This window comes from Oceanobacillus sp. CF4.6 (genome assembly GCF_051262635.1).
GTDB lineage: Bacteria > Bacillota > Bacilli > Bacillales > Amphibacillaceae > Oceanobacillus.
The window spans coordinates 222,081-247,791 of sequence record NZ_JBIMEX010000004.1 but is presented as its reverse complement, the minus strand read 5'-3'; the positions used below and the strand labels follow the sequence as shown (position 1 = coordinate 247,791).

Below are 25,711 nucleotides of genomic sequence, written 5' to 3'. Positions count from 1 at the left end.
TGTAAGTTTTAATATATATCACTCACATCGCGGGGTGGAGCAAAACCGTAAACATCTTGAGAAACTTCATTGTAGGTTTTGCGAGGAGTGCAACAACTCCGAATGGTCTTGCAACACGACGAGCAGTCGCTATTAAGCAAGATGAACATCATGGAACAATTTAGCATATTCCCTTATATCGCGGGGTGGAGCAGTCCGGTAGCTCGTTGGGCTCATAACCCAAAGGTCGCAGGTTCAAATCCTGCCCCCGCAACCAATTTATCTCAATTAACTACGTAGAATAGACTTCTTTGTTAATTGAAAATCAGTAGTACTTGAAGAGTGCAACAAAATTATTTTAATTATCTACATGAAGTAATTGAGAATCACAAAATAGATTTTATCCAGATTAAAAATGAAGTACTGGATGTTGATCGCATTTGTAAATTTGGTCCGGTAGTTCAGTTGGTTAGAATGCCTGCCTGTCACGCAGGAGGTCGCGGGTTCGAGTCCCGTCCGGACCGCCATTTTTATACTATAATAGATGATTGTACACATGATTTCGTTAAACGAAACGTGTGTTTTTTAGTTTTTAAGCTTCTTTACCATACATATTTTTTTAAAATATATATTTATCCCTCCTTTAATACATACGAAAATTCCTCTAATTTCTTCGATTCCTTTATTATTTTTCCTTTTTCTTTATGTTTTTGCTATCATAGTTGTAGTTAATAAAAAGAATGGTGATAATTGATGGATGAATTTTCCTTTATAGACTCAATAAAACAGAAAACGTATAGTCAGTCATCGTTAATCAAAGGTATAGGTGATGATGCGGCGGTTTTCAGAACTTCAATGGATATTGTTACAGCAGTAGATACGTTTGTAGAAAATGTCCATTTTTCTAAAGAAACAATGAATTCTTTTCATGTTGGATATCGAGCACTTGCAGCCAATATTAGCGATTTGGCTGCGATGGGAGCTGTACCTGCTTTTTATCTTGTTTCCATTGTAATTCCTAAAGAATGGGAGCAGGAGGAACTTGTTCAAATCTTTGATGGGATGAAACAATTAGCAGAGCAATATAAAATGGATTTAATCGGTGGAGATACAGTTTCAGGTAAAGAACTATCTATTTCCATCACAGTGATGGGGTATACAATGAAGGATAAATCACGTTTCAGAAGCGATTCTATTCAAGGCGATATCGTTTTTGTTACTGGGACATTAGGTGATTCACAGGCAGGATTTCATGTATTGACAAATCGCGATAATTACATTGAACCTGCTTATTTTGTAAATAAACATCGCATGCCATCGCCTCGCGTTGAGTTCTCAAGCAAATTAAATAACATAACTAGATTAGCATTAAATGATATCAGTGATGGAATTGCAAGTGAAGCCAATGAGATTGCTGAAGCTTCGCGTGTTACAATAACATTAGTAGATGAATTACTTCCTACCAGTACTAATTTTAATCAATTCTCATTAGATTTGCAGTATAAATGGAAATTATACGGTGGAGAAGATTTTGAATTGATGGGCACCGTATCAAAAGAAGAATGGAATGAAGTAAAGCGAATTGCAGAACTGACGAATACAATGGTTTCTGAAATTGGTTATGTTTCTGCAGCAGATCCTGTTGGTCGTGTATTTTTGAAACAAAATCATAACAAGGATATCATTTTAGAGAAAAAAGGTTACACACACTTAAAGTAGGTGGATTAAATGACGAAAATAAAGACAAATACAGAGCGGGAAACAACTTCACTAGCAGGAGAACTTGCCTTGTTGCTTAAGCCTGGTGACGTGATTACACTAGAGGGTGAATTAGGCTCTGGTAAAACAACATTTACAAAAGGACTGGCAAGGGGACTCGGTGTGAAACGAAATATAAGCAGTCCTACTTTTACGATCATAAAAGAATATGAGGGTGAGCTTCCTTTATATCATATGGATGTTTACAGGCTTGAGAATTCTGAAGAAGATATCGGTTTTGATGAGTATTTCGATGGAAATGGCATTAGTGTTGTAGAATGGGCACAGTTTATTGAGGAGTTTTTACCCGATGAACGTTTAAATATTAAAATCAGCTATATTGATGAACATAAGAGAGAACTGGAATTTACACCAACTGGTACTCACTTTAAATGGGTTGTAAATGAATTGATGAGTTAGGAGCAATTTGAATGAATATACTTGCAATAGATACTTCGAATCAGGTACTTGGTGTGTCTATACTGAAAGATGACCAGATCGTTGGAGAAGTAATGACAAATCTCACAAAAAATCATTCCGTAAGATTAATGCCTGCAATTGAAAATTTGATGAATGAGGTGGCCCTAAAACCTGACCAACTGGATAGAATTGTGGTTGCAAAAGGGCCTGGGTCTTATACAGGAGTACGAATTGGCATCTCAACAGCTAAAACAATGGCATGGGCATTAAATATCCCGGTCGTAGGTGTATCGAGCCTGGAAGTACTCGCTTATCAGGGACGGTTCTTTAGTGATTATATCTGTCCTTTTTTTGATGCACGAAGAGGGCTTGTATTTACAGGTTTATATCAGTGGATCGATCATAAACTTGTGAACGTCCTGGAAGAAAAGAATCTATTAATGGATGATGTGTTGAAAGAGCTTGGGATAAAAAAGAAAAGTGTTCTTTTTTTAAGTCCTGACATTTCTATTTATAAAGAAGGAATTCAGCAATCCCTTGGAGAACTTGCCGTTATACCTGAAGGTCCATACCATATACCTCAAGCAGGTCATTTAGGATTGGCTGGTATAACCAAAGAAGCGGATTCCACACATACGTTAACACCTAACTACTTGCGTCTGGCTGAAGCAGAATCAAATTGGTTGAGACAACAAAAGGGAAATAAAAATCATGGCTAAAGTTACGATAAGGAAGATGTTAGTTTTCGATGTAAATCAAGTATTGGATGTGGAACGTGTATCATTTCGGACTCCATGGACAACAGATATTTTCTATCAGGAATTGATTGATAATAAGCATGCGCATTATTTTGTTATGGAGCTGGATGATAAGATTGTTGGTTATATAGGAATTTGGATTGTGATTGATGATGCTCAAATTACGAATGTAGCTATCCTGCCAGATTACCGTGGGAATAAACTTGGTGAAAAGCTTTTTGGCTATACCGTACAGTACGCAGTGAAAATGGGAGTAAAACGGCTTTCTCTGGAAGTTCGGGAGTCCAATAGTCCTGCTCAGGGGTTGTATAAAAAGTTTGGTCTTGTAGCGGGTGGAATTCGCAAAAATTACTATACAGACAATGGGGAAGATGCTATCGTTATGTGGGTGAATTTAATATGAAAACAAATAGATTAATATTAGGAATAGAAACAAGCTGTGATGAAACTGCTGTAGCCATTGTAAAAAATGGAACAGAGATTATTACAAATGTTGTAGCTTCCCAAATTGAAAGTCATAAACGATTTGGCGGGGTAGTACCTGAAATTGCATCCAGACATCATGTGGAGCAAATTACGCTTATACTTGAAGAAGCTTTTCAGGACGCACAGGTGACATGGGATGAAATTGACGCGATTGCAGTGACAGAAGGACCTGGTCTTGTTGGAGCATTACTTGTAGGCGTAAATGCAGCCAAAGCACTTGCATTTGCCAAACAGAAGCCTTTAGTGGGCGTGCATCATATTGCTGGCCATATTTATGCCAATCGATTGGAAAAGGAATTTCAGTTTCCGTTGTTGGCTCTGATTGTGTCAGGTGGGCATACGGAGTTGGTTTTAATGAAAGAACATGGATTATATGAGCTAATTGGAGAAACGCGTGATGATGCAGCTGGAGAAGCTTATGATAAAGTAGCCAGAATGCTTCATTTACCTTATCCGGGCGGCCCGCATATTGACCGATTGGCTGCAATTGGGAAAGAAACAATTGAATTCCCAAGAGCTTGGCTTGAAAACGACAGTTATGACTTTAGTTTCAGTGGATTAAAATCAGCTGTGATTAATAAAATTCACAATGCGAAGCAACGTGGAGAGACGCTGAAAAATGAAGATATCGCTGCAAGCTTCCAGGCTAGTGTTGTAGAAGTCTTAACTGCCAAAACAGTAAAAGCTGCGAAAGAATATAATGTGAAACAGGTGATCGTAGCTGGTGGAGTGGCAGCAAATAAAGGCTTAAGAGAAGAATTGAATTTCGCATTTAGTAAAACAGAAATACCCTTACTAATTCCAGATTTCAAGCTCTGTACAGATAATGCTGCCATGATCGCTGCTGCTGGAACAATTGCCTATGACCAAGGAAGACGTTCAGGGCTAGATCTGAATGCAAATGCATCGTTACTATTAAAGTAATCCACAGGTTATACACAGGGGTGTGGATATTTTACTAGGATAACTGTAAAATATAGATTTTCATTGTGGGTAAAAGTTGTTGATAAAATGATGTAACCCTGTGGATAATGTGTATAAGTTTGTTAATAACCTTAAGTATAGCTAATTAATTGATGAAAAGGCTGTGGATATCTCTGATTTATCCACGACGTATCTGTAAAAAAGCAATGGAATGAACAGGAAAGAAATTTGGGTGATGCTGTAATGAATAAAAAACAATCGTATTATATGCAAACGGATTTAATATTTTTATTTACTTTGTTCGTCTGTGTTAGTTTGCTTGCCATTTTTAATGCACAGCAGCTGGAACAGTATGAAGGTGAAAACTTTGTTCTAAAGCAGATTTTATGGTTCACTGCTGGAGCTTTTATCGTAGCAGCTATCCAATTTCTTGACTTGGAACAACTCTATAAAGCAAGTGTGTATATATATGGAACGAGCATTTTGGTACTTATCGTATTGTTGATAAGTCCTGAATCAATAGCAAGGACTATCAATGGGGCAAAAAGCTGGTTTACTTTGCCGGGATTGTCATTGCAACCAGCAGAGTTTACTAAAATAACGACTATTTTATTTATGGCTGCTGTGATCAGTAAGCATAAATCAAAGTTTGAAGTAAGCAACCTTAAAAGTGATGCCTATTTATTAGTTAAAATACTTATTCTTACTGCTGTACCTGTATCCTTGATTCTGCTGCAACCCGACTTTGGAACAGCAATGGTATATCTGTTCATTGCGGGTATGATGATTATATTATCCGGCATTAACTGGAAAATAATTACGAGCTTAATCGTTGTCATTTCTACGGTGTCTGCTGCAGTGATTGGTTTTGTTATAAAATTTCCAGTACTGGCACAGGAAGTTCTCGGAATTCGTCAATACCAGGTTAATCGTATTCTGACTTGGTTTGATCCAACGCAACAGTCCAGTGACGCAACATACCATTTTGACCGCGCATATATGGCACTGGGTTCTGGACAGTTATTTGGCAAAGGAATGGGAAGTCTTGAAGTTAATTACCCCGAGGCACATACGGATTTTATATTCTCTGTAATTGGGGAGAGCTTCGGCTTCATTGGAAGTGCCATTGTTATATTTTTGTACTTTATGCTTTTGTATAAGCTTGTCACATTAGGGCTGAGCATATTTAAGTATTCGTCATTTGGTACGTATTTTTGTTTTGGATTTTTGAGTCTTCTATTAATCCACGTTTTTCAAAATATTGGAATGACCTTGGGGGTTATGCCGATTACCGGGATTCCATTGTTATTAATCAGCTATGGAGGGAGTTCCATCTTATCCACAATGATCGGGTTAGGTATTGTGTATCGGGTGGCAGTAGAGAACACCATTCAAAACGATTATTTATTTAAATAGAAAAACAGCAGTATCATTTAAGATACTGCTGTTTTTCTATTTTTAACTGTTTCATCGTTTTAGAGGTTCTCTTGAAGAGAAGTCCATTCTTCCATTAAATGCTCAGCTTCTTGTTTTGTGCTGCTTACTTTCTGGGTAAGTTCCAATGATTTTTCATGGTCCTGATATATTTCAGGTTTTGTCATTTCCTCTTCCATTTCGGAAATTTCCAATTCCAAACGCTCAATCATTTCCTCAAGGTCAGCAATCCGACGCTCTGTTTTCCGTTTTTCACTTTGCTGTTGCTTTCCTTCTTTAAAACTCAGCTTTTTATTTTCGGCTGCTGGCCCAATTTCCTTTTCCTGCTGAAGTCGTTTTAATTCTGCTTCTTCTTCCTTTTTTTCCAAGTAGTAGTCATAGTCTCCAAGATACATTGAAATGCCGTTTCGTTGCATTTCAGCAACCTGATCGGCAATTTTATTGATGAAATAGCGATCATGCGAGACGAATATAATGGTTCCGGGAAAATCATTAAGAGCAGCTTCAAGAACCTCTTTGCTATCAATATCCAAATGGTTTGTTGGTTCATCCAAAATAAGCAGATTCGCTTTTTGCATTTTTAATTTTGCGAGAGCAAGTCGGGCCTTTTCTCCACCACTTAATGTGTGAACCGGTTTAAGGACATCTTCACCAGAAAATAGAAAATTCCCGAGAATGGTTCGAATATCTTTTTCATTAATTGTAGGGTAATCATCCCATAATTCCTGTAGAAGGCTTTTTGATGAGTCAAGCTCTGCTTGTTCCTGATCATAATAACCAATTTGGACATTGGTGCCGATTTGGATCGACCCACGATCAGACTTTAGGTTACCTAATATAGCTTTTAATAAAGTTGTCTTACCAACTCCATTTGGACCTACGAGTGCGATGCGTTCGCCACGATTTACATGTAATTTAATATCGGAGAAAATAGGTTCCTGTTCATTTTCATAACTTAGACGCAGTTGATCTATATTTAAAACGTCATTTCCGCTTCTTTTTTCAATCTGAAAGGAAAAGGATGCCGAAGATTCATCTCCAGGTGGACGGTCAAGTCGATCCATTTTTTCGAGCTGCTTTCTCCGGCTTTGCGCTCTTTTTGTAGTAGAAGCTCGGACAATATTTCGTTGTACGAAGTCCTCCAATTTCTTTATTTCTGTTTGCTGCTTTTCAAATTCCTTTAATTCCTGTTCGTAATTTAAAGCCTTTTTCTCCAAATACTTACTATAGCTTCCATGATATTTACTCGTTTTGTGCCGTGCAATTTCATAAACAATGGAAACCGTCTTGTCTAGAAAATAGCGATCATGCGAAACGATGACAATGGCACCAGGATAGTTAACTAAATAATTTTCCAGCCAGGAAAGCGTATCGATATCCAGGTGGTTCGTTGGCTCATCCAAAATCAACAGTTGCGGTTTTTGCAGTAAGAGTTTCCCCAATGCCAGTCGTGTCTTTTGGCCACCGCTTAGCTCCATGATTGGTGTATTGAAATCATAATCAAAGAAATTCAACCCTGTCAGAACAGTCTTTATGTCTGATTCATACGTGTACCCTCCGCCAGTTTGATAAGCCAGCTGAAGTTTATCATAATCCTGAAGTAACTTTTCATAGTCTTCCCCCGCTAAATTAGAAGCATTTTCCATGTCCTTTTCCAACGAATGAAGCTTGCTTTCCTGAAGCCTTAGATGCGAGAATACCTCCATCATTTCATCCCAAATGGTTTTACCTGACTCCAGTGTCATATGCTGGGAGAGATAGCCGAATGTAAGGTCTTTAGGTTTAAAGAAATCTCCCTCATCATAGGATAATTCACCAGCCATAATCTTTAGCAATGTCGATTTCCCGGCACCGTTTCTTCCTACAATGGCGACACGATCATTATCTTTTATTTCTAGTTTAATATTTGATAAAATTTCTTCAGCACCGAAGGATTTTGAAAGGCCGTTTAATTGCATTAATATCATAAATATTCACCCCATCCTTCATAGTGTATCTTATAGTTAATTAAGTAAGCAACTCAGGTTGTGAAAAATATCACGACTTCTTTCTGGATTTCTGTTAAAATGGAATAGGATACGTTTATATCATTTACTATAGGATCGAAAAGAGGAACGTTTAATGGACCAAAATAAAATTCCACAAGCTACTGCAAAGCGCTTGCCACTATACTATCGTTTTCTGAATAACTTAAATCAGCAAGGTAAAAAAAGAGTTTCATCCAAAGAATTAAGTGAAGCAGTAAAAGTTGATTCTGCTACAATTAGAAGAGACTTCTCTTATTTCGGTGCACTAGGCAAAAAGGGTTATGGTTACAATGTCGAGTACTTACTAGGTTTTTTTAGAAGTACATTGGACCAAAACGAAGTTACAGAAGTGGCTTTAATTGGTGTAGGTAACCTTGGTACAGCATTCCTAAATTATAATTTCATGAAAAATAATAACATCCGCATTACAATGGCATTCGATGCTGACCGTGAAAAAGTAGGTACCGATATTGGTGGGATACCCGTTTATCATGTCGACGATCTCGATGAAAAATTGAATCATATTAAAGTTGCTATCTTAACCATACCAGCTATTGAAGCGGATTCAATTGCCAATAAACTGGTAGAAAAGGGGATAACTGGAATCCTTAACTTTACACCTGCGAGGATAACCGTCCCTAAAAGGATTCGCGTACATCATATTGATCTGGCTGTCGAATTGCAGGCACTCGTATATTTTCTGAAACACTATTCACTTGATAAATAATAATAATGCTATTGAAATGTAATTATTTCGATGGCTTTATTTTTTTGCAAATTGGAGTATATCTAATTATCTAATGAAAGATGGGAGAATTTTTTATGAAGAAATTGGGGCGCTTTGGTATATCCACTATTTTATTTATTTTTATTTCATTCGTCTTTTCAGCATGTTCAGAAGATGAAAGTATACAAGAATCGTCTGATAAATCCGTTCGTGCAGAGATGGAGGAAGATACGGAAGAAGATTTGCAGGAAAATCTCCCTGAAGACGAGGTATTATTTACAGTGATTGAGAATAATGTAAATGCACTTACAAATGGAAACCAAAATGAATATAAGAATACGGTACATAGTGAGTCACCTGTATATGATCAAACTGTAGATACAATGAAACAATTATCTCCTTATCAATTGGATATGGAGCTTTCCGGTCTTTCTGTAGAAGAAAAGACGGAAGAAGAGGCAAGGGTTTCTTTTACCCAGACAACGATAAAGATGGAAGGATCCGAATTTCAAAACAATAAAACTTCAGGGATACATGTATTAAAAAATGAAAATGGGAATTGGAAAATCTATCAGACAGAAGTCGAAGAAGTAATTACACTTGATGAAGATGTCTTATCTGAAGAAGTAACGATGGAAGGGGAATATACGGATTACATTACCAATCTGAAAACTCCATTTGATGATGGTGGGTGGACGCTCGGGAACTATCAGGAAGCAGAAGGCGAAGCGATTGCAGAGTATCTGCCATCTAATGAGGACTTCAGTAATTTAACGGAATTATTAACCATTCATTATTATCAAGATGGAAATCATCACATAGGCATAGAAAATTTCCTTTCTGAAATGGAGAACAATCTTACCGAAGTGAGTACAGGTAGCTTAGAATTCAACAGATTAGAACAATCATCAGAGGAAGGGATAATTGAATTCGCTTTAACTGATGATGAGGTACTGTTCGATCAGGAAGAGGTTGTGAGGGTATTCATAAAAGAAAATGACTTGTTTGCTTTACGGTATACGACATTGGAAAAAAAGATAGATAACAAAAAAGCGTGGATCGATATGCTAAAAGATATACAGTGAATAAGTAAAAGGAGCAGAATATTATCATTCTACTCCTTTTTATTTTTGGACTTAAAATATTGTGTCAGCAGTTTAAAGACTACCCAGAAATCCATGGCTGCAACTGCAGCGAAGATAAGCGTAACCGGATTCCAAAGCGTTTCCCCTTTACTTTGAATTGCAATGTAAATAAATGTCGTACCCATCAGCGTGTATATGAATGCTTTGATTAATAATGATTTACCCATTAATTATCCTCCAATGAAAATTGTTTGTAATTGGTCCAGTTGATGTTGAATTTCCTCTGGAGTCAGTGAATACTGTGCAAGAACAACCATCGTATTCATTCCAGCGTGAACGATAATTGGCACTAGAATCCGCTTCGTTTTTACATATAGAAATGCGAATACAAAGCCCATCGAAGCATAAATTAAGATGTGTTGCGGTTCACCATGGATGAATCCGAAGATAAGTGCGGAAAGCAGCCCGGCAAAAAAGAAATTCATTCGTTTATAAAAAGTACCGAATATGATTTTACGAAAAATTAATTCTTCCAGTATTGGTGCAATAATTGCTGGGATTAGCATAAATAATGGAGCGGCACGGGTAATATCCATAATCTGTTGCGTGTTCGCTGAACCTGGATCTATACCAAGCACTTCCATTTCAATTGTAGCTGCAATACCTTGAGCGAATAAAGCCATAAATATACCAAGCACAGACCAAAGAATGACGGTACCTGTAGTGGCAGCATTTCGGGCACTTTGCATTTGCATATCTGGTTTCATTATAAACAGGATTACTACAAGACCAGCAATAAAGCTAAAGATGGTCCAATAAACAACAGCATCAAAAGCAGAAATCGGAAATAAGTTTAAAAGCAAAGGGGCTCCGAGGATGCCTGAAAATTGAACAATAATATAAGTGAGAATTACGTACCAGTATCTTCTAGCCAAATGAATGTCTCCTTTAATTACTTTCTACATTTACATATCACCCATTCTAACATAACTTGGATGATGAATTATAATCGTATGTCTTACTTTAAAATCATCTTCTTTATTTATATTATTAAAAATATGGAAAAATAAAACATACTTTGCTTGCATTTTTCGGATGGATTAATTATTATATGAGTAGGAGTTAGCACTCAATGTATTAGAGTGCTAATAAACTAAAAATTGATATGGAATTAAGGAGGCATTCTACATGATTAAACCACTAGGAGATCGTGTTGTTATCGAACTTGTTGAACAAGAAGAAACAACTGCAAGCGGAATCGTACTTCCAGATTCGGCACAGGAAAAGCCGCAAGAAGGTCGCGTTGTTGCAGTAGGAACTGGTCGAGTAACTGAAAATGGAGAAAAAGTAGCACTTGAAGTTTCTGAAGGTGACGTTATTATTTTCTCTAAATTTGCTGGTACCGAAGTAAAACACCAAGGTGCAGAATACTTAATTCTTCGTGAAAATGACATTTTAGCTGTAGTTAGCTAATAAAAACATAAAATTAACTACTTATTTAAATAAATTAATCATGATTTTATCAAAGGAGGAATTTTCTTATGGCTAAAGATATAAAATTTAGTGAAGATGCACGTGGTTCGATGCTTCGCGGTGTTGATACATTAGCAAACGCTGTCAAAGTAACTTTAGGACCAAAAGGGCGTAACGTTGTTTTAGATAAAAAATTCGGTTCACCACTAATTACAAATGATGGTGTAACGATTGCTAAAGAAATCGAGCTTGAAGATGCTTTTGAAAATATGGGAGCACAACTTGTATCTGAAGTTGCATCGAAAACAAACGATGTAGCTGGTGATGGTACTACTACAGCAACTGTACTTGCACAAGCAATGATCCATGAAGGTTTGAAAAACGTTACAGCTGGTGCAAACCCTGTCGGTATTCGCCGTGGTATTGAAAAGGCCGTTGCAACTGCTGTTGAAGAGTTAAAAGCAATTTCACAACCAGTTCAAAACAAAGAGTCTATCGCACAAATTGCATCTATCTCTGCATCTGATGATGAAGTTGGTAGCCTAATTGCTGAAGCGATGGAACGTGTTGGTAATGATGGTGTTATAACAATTGAGGAATCTAAAGGCTTCAACACAGAATTAGAAGTTGTTGAAGGGATGCAATTTGATCGTGGATACTCTTCTCCATACATGGTTACGGATCAAGATAAAATGGAAGCAGTTTTAGAAGATCCATATATCTTAATTACAGACAAGAAAATCGGTAACATCCAAGAAGTATTACCAGTACTTGAGCAAGTCGTACAACAAGGTAAACCACTTCTATTAATTGCTGAAGATGTGGAAGGCGAAGCACTTGCAACATTAGTTGTAAACAAACTTCGTGGAACATTCAATGCGGTAGCTGTTAAAGCTCCAGGATTCGGTGACCGTCGTAAAGCAATGCTTGAAGACATCGCTATCTTAACTGGTGCAGAGGTTATCACTGAGGATCTTGGATTTGATCTTAAGTCTGCAACAATCGAACAATTAGGCCGTGCTTCTAAAGTTGTTGTAACAAAAGAAAACACGACTGTCGTTGAAGGTGCTGGAAGCCCTGAAGCAATAAGCGGACGTGTTGCACAAATTCGTGCACAAGCAGAAGAAACAACTTCTGAATTCGATAAAGAAAAATTACAAGAGCGTCTTGCTAAATTATCTGGTGGTGTAGCAGTAGTTAAAGTTGGAGCTGCAACAGAAACAGAATTGAAAGAACGCAAACTACGTATCGAGGATGCATTGAACTCTACTCGTGCGGCAGTAGAAGAAGGCTTCGTATCCGGTGGTGGTACAGCGCTAATCAACGTTTACAACAAAGTAAACGAACTAAAACTAGTAGGTGACGAAGCAACTGGTGTGAAAATCGTTCTTCGTGCAATTGAAGAACCAGTACGTCAAATTGCACAAAATGCTGGTCTAGAAGGATCTATCATCGTTGAGCGCCTAAAAAGTGAAAAAGTTGGTATAGGATACAACGCAGCAACTAACGAATGGGTAAACATGGTTGAAGCAGGTATCGTTGACCCAACCAAAGTAACACGTTCTGCACTACAAAACGCAGCATCTGTAGCAGCAATGCTATTAACTACAGAAGCGGTTGTAGCTCATAAACCTGAAGAGGGCGGAGCACCTGGAATGCCTGATATGGGCGGCATGGGTGGAATGGGCGGCATGATGTAATATTGCCCCCAAACCCTTGATACGTAAGGGTTTTATGTAAGATGAGAGTGGTTTGTTAACATTTTGTTAACATTGGAGTATTTTAATGGAGGCTTCTCATGAGTTCAGCGAACTTTTGGGAAGCTTCTTTTTTCATGTCTTGTGTCACATGGAGATACACATTTTTGGTTATTTGATCATCCGAGTGACCAAGCCTGTCCATGATTTGTTCGAGTGAGACACCAGCTTCTGCTAGAAGTGACGTGTGAGTATGTCGCAAAGAGTGTGGTGTTAAGTCTTGGTTTAGACCTGCATTGGCTAATAGCCGTGCCATTCTAAGTTGAACCGTTTTAATGACAATCGGATAGCCGTATTGTCGTTCGGTTTTTGCAAAGATAAAGTCGTTGTTATAGTAGTCATCTCCAAGCTTCTCGATAACGTTATTTTGAGCTTTTTTATGATCCATTAAAGCTTGTATTACATCTTCATCCACAATGATTTTCCGTCTTGATTTTCTTGTTTTTGGTGTGACTAACTGATAATTCAACGTGTTATTATTGGGATTGTAATACGTTTTGGTAATGCTTATTGTGTGGTTTATGAAGTCCACATCCTTCCACTTGAGGGCGACCAATTCTCCAACGCGTATTCCTGTGTAGGAAAGGATAAGAAAGACTAAATAATCTAGCTCCAACCCGTGATTCCTAGCAGTAGTTAAAAATAAAGCTAGTTGTTCTTTTTCTAAATACTTAGGAACTTCCTCTTCTTCCAACTGTTCAACTGTTTTCTTATCCTTTTTCACATAAGCAAACTCAGTAGGGTCTTTCTTAATCAGCTCCAATTCTAGTGCCTTTCTAAAAATCATCCTTCCTGTTCGATTGATTCCCCCTCTTGTGCTATCTGAATACCCTTGGTCCTTTAAGTCGTTCAGAGCATCCTGATATCTCTTCCTAGTAATGTCTTTCAATTTTAGCTGAGCAAGGTAGGGTAACCACTTGCCAATTTCATGAAGTCTGACACGAATGGTTCCCGGCTTTACATCCTTTGAATCCTTGTAGATGTTGAGCCACTCATTTGCAAACGCACTAAACGTTTGATTTGTTTCGTCTACATACATCCCTTGTTCTAGCTCATACATGAGGGTTGCAGCAGCTGATTCGGCTTCTTGTTTAGTTTTAAAACCGCCTTTTCCTTTCTGTTTGCGCTTACCGGATATTGGATCTATTCCAATATCCACTAAAAAGGCCCATTTGGAGCCACAACGGCATTTTTTCTTTTTGCACTTGCATCCTCTTCGATAAATATGTCCTTTCATTTCATTCAAAAACCTCACTTTCATTTATTTTTTGTTACAAATAACCATTATTCCCACTTGGGAAGTAATAATTCGTTTCGTAGGGATATAATGAGGTTTAAAAGATTTTTATGTAACTTGAAAGCGAAATGATCACATTTTGCTTTCAGTGTATTAATCAATATTAACTACGCATGAAATTGCCAAATTTATCACGAGTAGCTTTTTTCCTTTTTTCTGTTATATGAAGATATACCTTTCTCGTTACTTCGTCATTTTGATGGCCTAATCGATCCATAATCTCATCTATATCCGCTCCAGCTTGGGAAAGAAGAGATGTATGTGTGTGGCGAAGCGAGTGGGGAGTAAGTTTTGTGTTTAATCCACCAAGCTTTAGCAATCTTTTCATTCTATTTCTAACTAATTTTATCAGTATTGGATAACCGGGAACTTTACTTACATTAGCAAATATAAATCCCTTATCATCGTAAGAATTCCCAAGTCGAGCAATGATCTTTTCTTGTTTCATCTTATGTTTTCTCAACGCTTCAATTACCTCTTCATCTACCACAATTTTACGTCGAGATTTTTTTGTCTTAGGTGGAAGTAATTGGTATTGGGTAGTGTTACTTTTTGGATTATAATACGTTTTTGTAATACTAATCGTGTTAGTATCAAAATCGATATTTTTCCACATGAGTGCAACCAATTCACCTACCCGGATTCCTGTGAAGGCGAGTGTAAGGAAAATCGTGTTATCCATATACAGGCCATTTTCTGAGACAGTATCCAAAAGTTTATGGAGTTCTTCTTTTTCAAAGAAGTTTGGTAGTTCTTGTTCTTCTTCATCTGACTCCACAATAACTTCTTGTTCTTTATTTATATAGACATTTTCAGTAGGATCATCTTTGATTAATTTTTTACTAGTAGCCATTTCAAAAATCATTTCTCCGGTAATGTGAATACCTTCTTTTGTACTTCTAGCAAGATTTCGGCCTTTTATATCTTTAAGATCATCCAAGGCTTCTTGATACATTTCTTCTGTGATGTTTTTTAGTTTTAAGTGAGCAAAGTAGGGCAATAATTTATTGATACCGTATTGCCTTAGACGTATTGTGCCGGGCTTCACCCCATTACGTTCAATATAAATGGGTAACCACTCGTTAGCAAAATCCTTAAATAGAATATCAGATTCTTCAAAGTATGTGCCTTGCTTTACATCCGAAAGTAGAGCTGCCGCTGCTACTTCAGCATCTTCCTTTGTTTTACGACTTCCAGAACGCTGTCGTCTTTTCCCTGTTTGGGGATCTGGCCCAATATCTATCATAAATGACCAACTACAAGGGCAATTGTCTACATCACACTTGCAATCTCTCTTATAATAATGTCCTTTCATAATGTTTAAACAACCTCTCTATATAATTAGTATTTTTATTCAGTCATAGCTAGTTAATAAAAGGATGAGGGAGACTCCTGAATCAATTACTGTCATCCCCCAACCGTTCAATGTGCGATCAATCAAATAACAGATTGTTTTTTTTCTTTTCTCTTTGAAACCCAGTTTATAAGATCAGACTTTTCTACTCTTTTAGAAATGCCAATTTCAAAATTTGGAATACCACCATGGTCTACATGAATTTTAAATAGTTCATAAATTCTTCTTCTGGAAATCCCGAGAATTTTTGAAATGTGTACTGCTGTCAAAGTATCGGGTAATGAATCCCAAGTGGTGTATGTTTTTTTGTCTGCCATAATAAATAGAACCTCCTAAAGTATTTGTTATGTTTTGTTTGGTTAACAGTAATTTCGTTTTGAATTCACCGGTTAAATTCAAAAACATTCTAACCTCGGATTTTTCTCTTTTTAAGTGGTTTAAGTAAATTCATTTAAATTCTTTTAAGTTTTTTAGGTTCAAGTTCATTTCGGTTTAGTCGTATGGGGTGTTTCAAATGTGATATATTGTAAACATAGATGTTATGAACTGGAGGCAACAACATGAATAAATTAACGTTACAAGAATTAGAAAAAACACTATGGGATGCTGCAGATATATTACGTGGAGAATTAAATGCTGCTGTTTATAAAGATTACATATTTGGTTTAATGTTTTTAAAACGAATGAATGATCAATTTTCAGCTGAACGAGAAAAGAAGAAATCAGAATTTGTAAAACAAGGAATGGATACAGAAGAAGTAGAAATGTTGTTAAAAGAACCAACAATGTATGAGACCTTTTTTATCCCGGAATCTGCTCGTTGGGACAATTTAAAGAAACTTACCCTAAATATTGGGCCAGAATTGGATAAGGCATTTAAATCATTAGAAGACGAGCCTAAAAATGCGGAATTGATCGGTGTTTTAACGACGGCTAATTATAATGATAAAGAACGTGTTCCAGATAAAAAGTTATCACAACTCTTATTGTTGTTTGATAAGCACAACTTAGCATATGAAAACCTTGAAAACCCTGATGTACTTGGAGATGCCTATCAATATCTTATAAAAGAATTTGCAGACGATGGCGGTACTAAGGGTGGAGAATTTTACACGCCAAGAGAAGTGGTGAAAGTATTAGTAAATATCCTAAAGCCACAAGAAGGAGACAGGATATACGATCCAACGGTTGGCAGTGGTGGTATGCTGATTGAATCGATGCATTACATAAAAGATCATGGGGGAAATTCAAAAAATGTTTCCTTATTTGGTCAAGAGATTAATCTTAGTACGTGGGCGATATGTAAGATGAATATGTTATTCCACTTTGCTAAAGGAGCAGATATTCGAAAAGGTGACACTATTCGTAATCCTATGCATACGGAAGGTGGAGCTTTAAAAACATTTGATATGATTCTTGCTAATCCTCCATTTTCATTAAGTAACTGGGGACAAGAAGAAGCGCAAGGTGATCCTTATAACCGTTTTAATTATGGAATACCTCCTAAGTCCTATGGTGACCTTGGATTTGTCTCTCATATGGTTACAAGTTTAAATCAAAGAGGGAAGCTAGGAACTGTTGTACCACATGGAGTGTTATTTCGTGCAGGGACAGAAGGTAAAATTCGTAAAGGTTATTTAAAAGATGATCTTATTGAAGCAGTTATTGGACTACCTTCCAATGTTTTTTATGGGACGAGTATTCCAGCAGCTTTAATTATAATCAATAAAAGTAAACCAATTGAGAGTAAAGGAAAAGTTTTGTTTATTGATGCAAGTCAAGGTTTTGTGAAAGACGGTAATAAGAATAAAATAGGTGAAGAAGATATAAGCAGTATTGTTAAATCATTTAATTCGTTTGAAGATGAAGAGAAGTACTCAGCTGTTGTTGATCTAGACACGATTAAAGAAAATGATTATAACTTGAATATTAGTCGTTACGTTGATATATCTGAAGATGAAGAAGTAGTGAATGTTGATGCGGTGTTACAGGAGATTAAAGAAATTAAAGTGAGACACCAAGATACAGAGCTAAAATTAAATGGTTATCTTAAAGAACTAGGCTTAGAAGAAATATAGAAGGGGGGTTATCTAATGAAAAATTTATTTAAGGTCGATTATGATTCATTACCAGATGAATGGGATTCAAAACCTATTGGGAATCTGTTTGACTTTTATGGTGGGTTCTCCGCTTCTAGGTCTCATCTATCCAGTAAAGGTTCTTTATATTTGCATTATGGAGATATTCACAATTTAAACAAGAACTATTTAAATGTAGACGAAGATGAAAGCTGGTTGCCAAGATTAGATAAGGACCCTTCTGCTATAAAAAGCCATGTATTTTTACAAAATGGAGATATTGTTTACGCCGATGCTTCAGAAGATTATAAAGGAATAGGCAAAAGTGTTGTAATAGAAAATATGTCGAATGAAAACTTCGTCTCGGGGTTACATACTATTATAGCTAGGGATAAATCTGCTCAGCTTGAAATTAATTATAAAAGGTATTGCTTTAGTACCCATCATGTACGGAAACAATTTAGAGCATTAGCTACTGGGACTTCAGTGTATGGGATTTCTAAAAGTAATATAGGGAAGATAGTAATATTAATTCCTACAATAAATGAACAACAAAAAATCGCAAAAATTCTTTCTACTGTTGATGAACAAATTGAACAAAACGATGAACTTATTGAAAAAACAAAAGCACTGAAAACAGGTTTAATACAAAATTTATTAACAAAAGGGATTGGACATACGGAATTTAAGAAAACTGAAGTTGGAGAAATACCCATTGAGTGGAGTATTAAGAGTCTCAATAAAATAACAGATGTAAGAGATGGAACCCATGATTCACCAAAATATATTAATGAAGGCATACCTTTTATTACATCAAAAAACTTAAAAGAGTATGGGATAAATTATTCTGATATATCTTATATCTCTTTAGATGATCATAAAAAGTTTGAAAAAAGATCAAAAGTTGATGATGGAGACATTTTATTTGCGATGATTGGTACAATTGGAAATCCGGTAATTGTATATAAAACATTTGATTTTTCAATTAAAAATGTAGCGTTAATAAAATTCCATGAGTCCACAGAAGTAATAAACAAATTTATTTTATATTTATTACAATCAAAAATAATAAAAAAACAGTTTGCCAAAGTTAGTAATGGTGGGGTTCAAAAGTTTTTATCTCTAAAAGTGATAAGAAACTTATCAATTCCTATTCCAACGCTAGAAGAACAAAGGAAGATATGCGATGCGTTATCTTTAGTGGATGAACAATTGAGTGACTATAGGTCTGAAAAAGATAAGTTACAACAATTAAAAAAAGGTCTTATGCAAAAGCTTCTTACTGGTCAAATTCGTGTAAATGTATAATGGGGGGTTCGTATGGGTTCGTACTTAGGAAACGAAGAAACGCTTGTTGAGTTACCCGCCATAGATTATCTTCAGAACAAGCTTGATTATCAATTTATTCAAGGTGAAAAATTAACACCTGAACACAATGAACGGGAGTCATTAACCGAAGTTATTCTTATTAAGCGATTGAAAAAAGGGATTCAACGCCTTAATCCGTGGATTGATGAACCAAACCTAAATAAAGTAGTTCGCTTTTTAACTAGACCTGAGCAACTTGGAACAAACCTACTTGAAATAAATGAACGTATTTATGATGCACTTGTTCATTTTAATTTTACAGTGGATCAAGACCTCGATGGTAAAGGTAAAAAAGATTACCATACAGTTAAGTTTATTGATTGGGAGAATGTTAAGAATAACGATTTCTTAGTAACTAGGCAGTTTGTTATCCAAGGACCTGATGAAAAGATTATTCCGGATTTAATTATTTTTATAAATGGGATTCCTGTCGTTGTTTTAGAATGTAAGTCCCCATTTTTAGAAAAGGGAAAGAACGAGAATATCGGTAAAAAAGCGGCATATGAACAATTACGACGTTATATGGATTTGAGAGAATCAAACAGTATTGAAGGCGCTCCACGTCTATTCTATACCAATTTTTTTACTGGCATTTTAAATAAATACCGAGCATATGTTGGAACAATCAGTTCTCAGTACACACATTATATAGAATGGAAAGATCCATATCCATATACAAAAGAGCAAATTGAAGACATAGGTAATAATGGTCAGAATGTCTTTTTACAGGGAATATTAGAGAAGACTAATTTTCTAGATATTTTACAAAACTTCTTATTATTTGAAGTCGATATAAACTCTTCCAAGAAAATAAAGAAAATTAGTCGTTATCAACAATTTAGGGCAGTTAATAAGGCTCTTGATCGTCTAATTTATGGACGAGACACCGTTTCTAGAGGTGGGGTTATATGGCACACACAAGGTTCTGGAAAATCGCTTACAATGGTTTTTCTTGCAAGGAAGATTCGTCGACTGCAAGAATTATCTGATGCTACGATTGTTGTTGTTACAGATCGAGTTGATTTAGATAAACAAATCTATCAAACTTTTCTAAGAACGTTATCAACGATAACTACACCAGTTAGAGCCGATGAAGTTAGTGAAATGAAAGAGTTACTCTCAAATGCTCAACCGCAAATTATTATGACAACGATCCATAAGTTTCAAAGTGAAATAGAAGAACAAGAGGAGTTACAAGACTCTGCACAAAAAACGTCTTTAATTTTGGAGAAAGAGTTTCCTGTCTTAACGCTTAAATCTAACGTAATCGTAATGGCAGATGAGGCACACCGTAGTCAATATAAGGGGTTCGCACGTAATATGCGACATGCTTTGCCAAATGCTGCATTTATAGGGTTTACAGGAACACCTGTTGAAAAAGAGGACAAGTCAACCCCTCGTACATTTGGTTCTTATATTGATAAATATGGGATACAAGAAGCGGTTGATGATGGAGCAACAGTTGGAATTGTCTATGAGGGGCGAAAACCAGATCTTCAAGTAAAGGCAGATACGTTAGAACAGCTGTTTGATGAAGCATTTGAACATCGTTCTGATGAGGAAAAGGAAGCTATAAAACAAAAGTATGCCAACCAACAATCAATTGTTGAAGCGGATGAGCGAATCGATGAAATTGCTAAGGATATGCTAAATCATTATAAAGAATCTATCTATCCTAACGGTTTTAAAGCACAAGTAGTTTGTGTTTCTAGAGAAGCTGCTGTTAAGTACTATAATGCGTTGAAGAAACATATGAAGGATATCTTGGGCGAAGAGCTTGATGCAAAAGTTATCTTTTCAGGTAATCTCAATGATTCCCCTCATTTAAAAGAGCATTTTACAACTAAGTCAGAACAGGAAGAAATCATAAACCAGTTTACAAAGCCGATTTCAGAAAGTAAATTATGCTTTATCATCGTGAGAGATATGCTTTTAACTGGCTTTGATGCTCCAGTAGAACAAGTGATGTACTTAGATAGACCATTAAAAGAACATAACCTACTGCAAGCTATTGCCCGTGTAAATCGAACGTATGGAGATAAGAAGAAATGTGGTTATGTGGTTGATTACTATGGAATCTCAAATCAACTTGAAGAAGCATTAAAGGTTTTTGATAAGGATGATATTGGAGAACCGATGGAATCAATAGATGGTGTCCATAAGCAGATGCTTTCGTATCGTGAGTCTGTCATGGGTATGTTTACAGGAATTGAAAAGAATAACTTAGATAAACTAGTAAAGAAATTAGAACCTGAAGATAAGAGAGCAGAATTTGAATTAGCATACAAACGGTTTGCTGGAACGATGGAGCAACTTATGCCCAGCCATGTGACCACAAATAATATAAATGATTTACGTTGGCTTTCTTATATTCGTGCAGCAGCTAAAGCAAGATTTGAACCTGATATTAAATTAGACATAGCGGACTGTGGAGAAAAAGTACGCGAAATAATTAATGCTCATCTAACTTCACTTGGAGTAAAGCAATGGATACAACCGATTACGCTTTTCGATCAAGATTATCAATCAAAGCTTGAGACTTTACAATCAGATGAAGCGATAGCATCAAATATGGAACATGCTGTTAAACATGTGGTAAGTGTAAAAATGGATGATAATCCGGTTTACTACACATCCTTGCTTGAAAGGCTTCAACAAATTCTTGAAGATACACGAAACAGTTGGGCGGAAAGAAAGAAACAATTAGAGGAATTTATCAATACTGTTGAAACTGGCGAGACTGAAGAAGCAGACAGGCTTGGATTGTCTAAAAGGGAATATGCTTTTTTTGAAGTGATTAAAAAACATCTACATGAGCCTGATGAAGTGTCAACATCTCAGGTGAAAGAGTCTTCAGAGTTATATATCAGTCAGGAAATTATTAATTTATCAAAAGAAATAGCACATAATGTTGCAGACATTGTAGCGGAATCTTGGGTGGTCGATTGGACAACGAACTCATCGAAAACAGCTGATATTGAACGATCTATTTTCATGATGTTAACAACAAAGTATTTTAAGCAAATTAAAATGGACGTTAGAAAACAGCTTGTAGGTCCGCTTCTTCAATTAGCGAAAAAGCACTTTGCAACAAGGGAATAAGAGGTTGAGAAAAATGATTCGTTCCATTGAGTATGGTACTAAGACAATTGAGTTTTCTGTTGAGTTTAAAAAACGAAGGACGATGGAGATTAGTGTTGAGCCGCCTAACAATGTATGCGTTGTTGCTCCCTTAGATACTTCTGAGGAAATAATCATACAAAAAGTGAAAAAGAAGGCTTCTTGGATTGTACAAAAGATGTTTCTTTTTAGGGAAATGGAGTATTTAAAAATCAACAGGGAAATAGTAAACGGTGAATCATTTATGTATTTAGGCCGAAACTATTCTCTTCAAATTAATATTGAAGAAACAGTAAAAAAGCCTTTGATAAAACTTTTTCAAGGTAAATTTTATATTGAAACACCATCGAGAGATCAAGAACAGATCAAACAAGCACTGGAGAATTGGTATCGCCAAAAGACACTTGAAAAAGTAACGAAAAAAATAAATTACTATCAACATTACTTTAAAAGAACACCTAATGGAATTAAGGTGAAGGAGCAACAAAAACGATGGGCAAGCTGTACATCAAACAATGATCTCCTATTTAATTGGCGTTGCTCTATGGCCCCATCGTATGTTTTAGATTACATTGTTGTGCATGAAATGTGTCACATGTATCATATGAACCACTCTCAAGCATTTTGGGATATGTTGGTATCTGTAATGCCTGATTACGAGAGTAGAAAAGAGTGGTTGAAGAAGTATGGTGTGCGTATGGATTTATAATTAGGATTTCCTCATCACTGGGAGTCCTTTTTCTTTTTCCGCGCAAGTTGGCTATAGTAGCAATTCTTTAGCACTCATTTTAATTTCCTTAAAATCCTTTTCTAACTTCTTTTCTGAATATAGATCTATAGCACGCGCTTTTTCCCATATTTCGGTTCTCATCCAAAATAACTTTACTTCCTCTTTGTACTCTTCTACTGTTAAATCTTTATATGTTCTTTCTTCCTGTTCTAAATCACTGATTGTTTTATCGTATAACTGTTTTATTTGAACAAACTCGTCGTTTGTAGGCAAGGCGCAACCTCCTTAAAACAAATTAATTATTCTAGATATAGCATAGCTGAATTATTATTACAAGTTGACTCTGTTGATTGAGTGTCATTAATGGTTTCTTAGATTATTATAATGAATTATATTTATCAAAGCAGTTAGATTACAAATTAAAAACAAAATTAAGAAAAAAACCAAATACCAGAGCAAATAACAAAACATATTAGCAATTTTTTGAATCACCTAATAATAAGCTGCAACCCCTTGCTACCAAAGCATTGTGGTATATGTACCCCTAAAACCTGCTTGATGTTTTTTAATCGGATACCTTTTTTCTGTACCTTTTGCTACTATATTTCAAGGTTATCACCTAATAATTATACTGGTTAAGATTATTATTTATCATTATAAGGGTTATAATTATGTAAAAATATTACATTTATTTATAAAGAAAAACTCGATCCTTAGAATCGAGTAAAAAATATGACAATATTAATAAAAGTACCTACTAACTAAGCATATATAAAACGAAGTTACTATTTGTAGAGAAATGAAAACATGACAAATAAGCTGCATGACCCTCCTTTTTTGAAGATTATGACAGCTGCAAAGATAAATCATATTTTTAGTTGCGGTCAGGGAGTATGTTTAATAATCAAAATTTAGCTCCCTTAAATTATCAAGAAATCCTTTATCCTTTAAACGTTGTTCTCGTTCTTTAACCTGACGAGACATCATTGATTCTTCCAGAGCGAGCATATCGTTGTTTATATCCTTTTTTGCGTAGTGTTGCTTAATTTTCATCTTTGATTTAGGAATAAACTGTACTTTTTTCTTTAATTGATTAACAGCTTCTTTAAGTTCTTCCTCTTTTACCAGCAATCCATCATAGGCCCACTTTTGAATGATTTCTTTTTGTTGTTCATTTGAAAGAATTTCATCATCAATATCGAAATCAAAGCGTTCGTAGGTTTCAGTTATTCGGTTGTTTAAAGAGTACCAATGGTTTGAGTATTCATTCTGTTCAGGATTTCTACCGATTAACTCTTCCATTTGGATATTATTGTTTTCTAACTCAGCATGGAACAATATCTTTTGATTATCAGATGACTTATCCGCGAAATAACCAATAAGATTGTCCACTTTTTCTTTATCTATAACATATCCACTTATCTCAACAGCTTCACTTTCATCAGTTGATGTAAGTGCCTTTACGATAATACTTTGGACGTCCTTTATTAAATGGAAATCCATCATATAGTTAACTGCTTTTGTCTCTTTTTCATTTTTTAAAAGGTCATGATACAGTACGTTTTCTTCTTCTTTAGAAAAATATGAATCTAGAGCATTGCGATATAGATATAATCCAGTTTTTCCAAATGTGTCATATAATTGATTCTGCACACTAATGAAGAAAGGGATCGTTTCCGCACGTAATAACTCGTGGTAGATGTTGTATTTATCAGCAAACAACCTGAATTCTGTTTCACTGGAGTTATTAGGTACAACTTGGTCTTTTTTGAGTAAATCTTCATGAATTTGAAGTGCAATCTTATGTTCTTTCTTTTTACTCATTCGCTTTTTTCCTGTTTTTACATCAAAGTTACAAAAATCATGAAAAGCCTCTTCGAATTTATGAGATGTGTAATCAAATCGTTTCTTATTAATATATACGACTAAATAACCTCTTTGTACGAACTCAAAAAGGAACTCTGAAAGCTCTTGATAACCATCAATATAATTGACACCGCTATGGTACATATTATTATATAAAGCTTCAACTGATACAGCTTTAGGTACACCCATTCGAGCGAATGAAATAATATATAATAAAAAGCGCTTTTTCTTTTTGTTTAGTGATCTAACGTAATCAGAAGTAAGAGCTTTAATGTTTCGGATATACCCCTTATCTTCTTTATCTCCATTAGAAAGAACGTGAAAGTGTGAATAAAGATATCCCTCTTGTTCAGAAATGAAACCAAGTGATTTTAATTCATCGATAACACGATCTAACGTTTGCTGCTGCATGAATAAAAAGGTACGAACCTTTTCAATATTACAGTAGATACGACCATCCTTTGCTACGAAGTTAATGGTATAGAACATAAAATCAATCGCATTTGCAGAGATGTCTATTTCACCATTACCTAGCTTAAAGAACAATGATTGAGATAATTTAGCGGTTTTAGTTGACGTTGTATGTTGTTGTTTGGACATTTTAGATTCACCCTTATTATTTATTAATCAATAGTCATAATCATTGTAAAAGACAAAAAAACCCCAAGTGCAAATCGTTATAAACTGCTAGCAGTCATATAACAATTTTGCGCTTGGGGTTTTCCCTTTTCGCATATATGAAATTGATTTGTTTAATTTATTAAATACTAACTAATAAAAGTATAGCAAAAACTCTTAGAGAAGACAATATTTTCGGGTAAGGAACAAATATAATTTTATTTTGTTAAACGTTAGATTGATAGTATTTAACTATAATAGATAGTAAAGTTTTGAAATCAAAAATGTTAACTCATTGTACAAATTTGATTGATTTTCAATAAGAATAGTACACGGGCGGATTGTAGAAGAAAGACTTGATGATATTTAAAATAAAGACATTTGTTTTCTCGACATGAATATTGCAGACAGCATGAGCCGCTAGTGCATACTTTTGAGCCACCTAATGCGGA

General features: G+C 35.6%; 22 protein-coding genes and 2 tRNA genes. 16 read left to right on the top strand and 8 right to left on the bottom strand.

What is annotated here, in order from left to right; genetic code table 11:
* The first annotated feature begins 179 nt into the window (after positions 1 to 179).
* From ACHABU_RS09350 to ACHABU_RS09315, 8 genes are all read left to right on the top strand, one after another.
* Positions 180 to 256: transfer RNA gene (locus ACHABU_RS09350), tRNA-Met, on the top strand.
* Positions 257 to 429: 173 nt separating this feature from the next.
* A tRNA-Asp gene (locus ACHABU_RS09345) sits at positions 430 to 506 on the top strand.
* Between the two features lie 226 nt (positions 507 to 732).
* Positions 733 to 1,698 (top strand): thiamine-phosphate kinase, encoded by a 966-nt coding sequence (thiL, locus tag ACHABU_RS09340; RefSeq protein WP_435764562.1) that lies wholly within the window; start codon positions 733 to 735, stop codon positions 1,696 to 1,698.
* Positions 1,699 to 1,707: 9 nt separating this feature from the next.
* Entirely contained in the window at positions 1,708 to 2,157 is a 450-nt protein-coding gene (gene tsaE, locus ACHABU_RS09335) for a tRNA (adenosine(37)-N6)-threonylcarbamoyltransferase complex ATPase subunit type 1 TsaE (protein WP_435764561.1), read from the top strand.
* Between the two features lie 11 nt (positions 2,158 to 2,168).
* The gene (tsaB, locus tag ACHABU_RS09330) at positions 2,169 to 2,876 is read left to right on the top strand and encodes a tRNA (adenosine(37)-N6)-threonylcarbamoyltransferase complex dimerization subunit type 1 TsaB (RefSeq protein WP_435764560.1); all 708 of its coding nucleotides are present in this window, start codon (positions 2,169 to 2,171) and stop codon (positions 2,874 to 2,876) included.
* Positions 2,866 to 3,318, top strand: coding sequence for a ribosomal protein S18-alanine N-acetyltransferase (gene rimI, locus ACHABU_RS09325; RefSeq protein WP_435764570.1), 453 nt, complete (start codon positions 2,866 to 2,868; stop codon positions 3,316 to 3,318). Before tsaB ends, rimI begins: the two co-directional genes overlap by 11 nt.
* The gene (gene tsaD / locus ACHABU_RS09320) at positions 3,315 to 4,325 is read left to right on the top strand and encodes a tRNA (adenosine(37)-N6)-threonylcarbamoyltransferase complex transferase subunit TsaD (protein ID WP_435764559.1); all 1,011 of its coding nucleotides are present in this window, start codon (positions 3,315 to 3,317) and stop codon (positions 4,323 to 4,325) included. Before rimI ends, tsaD begins: the two co-directional genes overlap by 4 nt.
* Positions 4,326 to 4,568: 243 nt before the next feature.
* Complete coding sequence (locus tag ACHABU_RS09315; RefSeq protein WP_435764558.1) at positions 4,569 to 5,741, top strand: FtsW/RodA/SpoVE family cell cycle protein; 1,173 nt, start codon at positions 4,569 to 4,571, stop codon at positions 5,739 to 5,741.
* A 59-nt stretch (positions 5,742 to 5,800) separates the two neighbouring features.
* On the opposite strand, the gene ACHABU_RS09310 is transcribed toward ACHABU_RS09315, so the two are convergent.
* Positions 5,801 to 7,726 (bottom strand): ABC-F family ATP-binding cassette domain-containing protein, encoded by a 1,926-nt coding sequence (locus ACHABU_RS09310; protein ID WP_435764557.1) that lies wholly within the window; start codon positions 7,724 to 7,726, stop codon positions 5,801 to 5,803.
* 154 nt (positions 7,727 to 7,880) lie between these two features.
* Here ACHABU_RS09310 and ACHABU_RS09305 point away from each other — a divergent pair, with 154 nt between their 5' ends.
* Together ACHABU_RS09305 and ACHABU_RS09300 are read left to right on the top strand one after the other, a co-directional pair.
* The gene (locus ACHABU_RS09305) at positions 7,881 to 8,513 is read left to right on the top strand and encodes a redox-sensing transcriptional repressor Rex (RefSeq protein ID WP_435764556.1); all 633 of its coding nucleotides are present in this window, start codon (positions 7,881 to 7,883) and stop codon (positions 8,511 to 8,513) included.
* Positions 8,514 to 8,608: 95 nt separating this feature from the next.
* On the top strand, positions 8,609 to 9,598 hold the full coding sequence (locus ACHABU_RS09300) for a hypothetical protein (protein ID WP_435764555.1): 990 nt from the start codon (positions 8,609 to 8,611) through the stop codon (positions 9,596 to 9,598).
* A gap of 29 nt (positions 9,599 to 9,627) precedes the next feature.
* On the opposite strand, the gene ACHABU_RS09295 is transcribed toward ACHABU_RS09300, so the two are convergent.
* Together ACHABU_RS09295 and ACHABU_RS09290 are read right to left on the bottom strand one after the other, a co-directional pair.
* Positions 9,628 to 9,825, bottom strand: coding sequence for a YdiK family protein (locus tag ACHABU_RS09295; RefSeq protein WP_435764554.1), 198 nt, complete (start codon positions 9,823 to 9,825; stop codon positions 9,628 to 9,630).
* Between the two features lie 3 nt (positions 9,826 to 9,828).
* Positions 9,829 to 10,533, bottom strand: a complete 705-nt coding sequence (locus ACHABU_RS09290) for a lysostaphin resistance A-like protein (RefSeq protein ID WP_435764553.1) — start codon at positions 10,531 to 10,533, stop codon at positions 9,829 to 9,831.
* A 253-nt stretch (positions 10,534 to 10,786) separates the two neighbouring features.
* On the opposite strand from ACHABU_RS09290, the gene groES reads away from it, so the two are divergent.
* Both groES and groL read left to right on the top strand, forming a co-directional pair.
* Positions 10,787 to 11,071 carry a co-chaperone GroES gene (gene groES, locus ACHABU_RS09285; RefSeq protein WP_435764552.1) on the top strand — a complete coding sequence of 95 codons (285 nt, stop codon included), beginning with the start codon at positions 10,787 to 10,789 and terminating at the stop codon, positions 11,069 to 11,071.
* Positions 11,072 to 11,139: 68 nt separating this feature from the next.
* Positions 11,140 to 12,771, top strand: a complete 1,632-nt coding sequence (gene groL / locus ACHABU_RS09280) for a chaperonin GroEL (protein WP_435764551.1) — start codon at positions 11,140 to 11,142, stop codon at positions 12,769 to 12,771.
* Positions 12,772 to 12,853: 82 nt separating this feature from the next.
* On the opposite strand, the gene ACHABU_RS09275 is transcribed toward groL, so the two are convergent.
* From ACHABU_RS09275 to ACHABU_RS09265, 3 genes are all read right to left on the bottom strand, one after another.
* Positions 12,854 to 14,065, bottom strand: a complete 1,212-nt coding sequence (locus ACHABU_RS09275) for a tyrosine-type recombinase/integrase (protein WP_435764569.1) — start codon at positions 14,063 to 14,065, stop codon at positions 12,854 to 12,856.
* 163 nt (positions 14,066 to 14,228) lie between these two features.
* Entirely contained in the window at positions 14,229 to 15,371 is a 1,143-nt protein-coding gene (locus tag ACHABU_RS09270) for a tyrosine-type recombinase/integrase (RefSeq protein WP_435764550.1), read from the bottom strand.
* A 191-nt stretch (positions 15,372 to 15,562) separates the two neighbouring features.
* Positions 15,563 to 15,796, bottom strand: coding sequence for a helix-turn-helix domain-containing protein (locus tag ACHABU_RS09265; RefSeq protein ID WP_435764549.1), 234 nt, complete (start codon positions 15,794 to 15,796; stop codon positions 15,563 to 15,565).
* A 243-nt stretch (positions 15,797 to 16,039) separates the two neighbouring features.
* On the opposite strand from ACHABU_RS09265, the gene ACHABU_RS09260 reads away from it, so the two are divergent.
* From ACHABU_RS09260 to ACHABU_RS09245, 4 genes are read left to right on the top strand one after another with little or no spacing between them, the layout of a single operon-like run.
* Positions 16,040 to 17,557, top strand: coding sequence for a type I restriction-modification system subunit M (locus ACHABU_RS09260; RefSeq protein ID WP_435764548.1), 1,518 nt, complete (start codon positions 16,040 to 16,042; stop codon positions 17,555 to 17,557).
* Positions 17,558 to 17,572: 15 nt separating this feature from the next.
* A complete protein-coding gene (locus ACHABU_RS09255; RefSeq protein WP_435764547.1) occupies positions 17,573 to 18,865 on the top strand; it encodes a restriction endonuclease subunit S in 1,293 nt (430 codons plus the stop codon).
* Positions 18,866 to 18,877: 12 nt separating this feature from the next.
* Positions 18,878 to 22,027, top strand: coding sequence for a type I restriction endonuclease subunit R (locus ACHABU_RS09250; protein WP_435764546.1), 3,150 nt, complete (start codon positions 18,878 to 18,880; stop codon positions 22,025 to 22,027).
* A gap of 13 nt (positions 22,028 to 22,040) precedes the next feature.
* On the top strand, positions 22,041 to 22,754 hold the full coding sequence (locus tag ACHABU_RS09245; RefSeq protein WP_435764545.1) for a M48 family metallopeptidase: 714 nt from the start codon (positions 22,041 to 22,043) through the stop codon (positions 22,752 to 22,754).
* A 51-nt stretch (positions 22,755 to 22,805) separates the two neighbouring features.
* On the opposite strand, the gene ACHABU_RS09240 is transcribed toward ACHABU_RS09245, so the two are convergent.
* Together ACHABU_RS09240 and ACHABU_RS09235 are read right to left on the bottom strand one after the other, a co-directional pair.
* Positions 22,806 to 23,048: a hypothetical protein gene (locus ACHABU_RS09240; protein WP_435764544.1), complete on the bottom strand. Its 243-nt coding sequence runs from the start codon at positions 23,046 to 23,048 to the stop codon at positions 22,806 to 22,808.
* Between the two features lie 624 nt (positions 23,049 to 23,672).
* Positions 23,673 to 25,241 (bottom strand): hypothetical protein, encoded by a 1,569-nt coding sequence (locus ACHABU_RS09235; protein WP_435764543.1) that lies wholly within the window; start codon positions 25,239 to 25,241, stop codon positions 23,673 to 23,675.
* Positions 25,242 to 25,711: the final 470 nt, after the last annotated feature.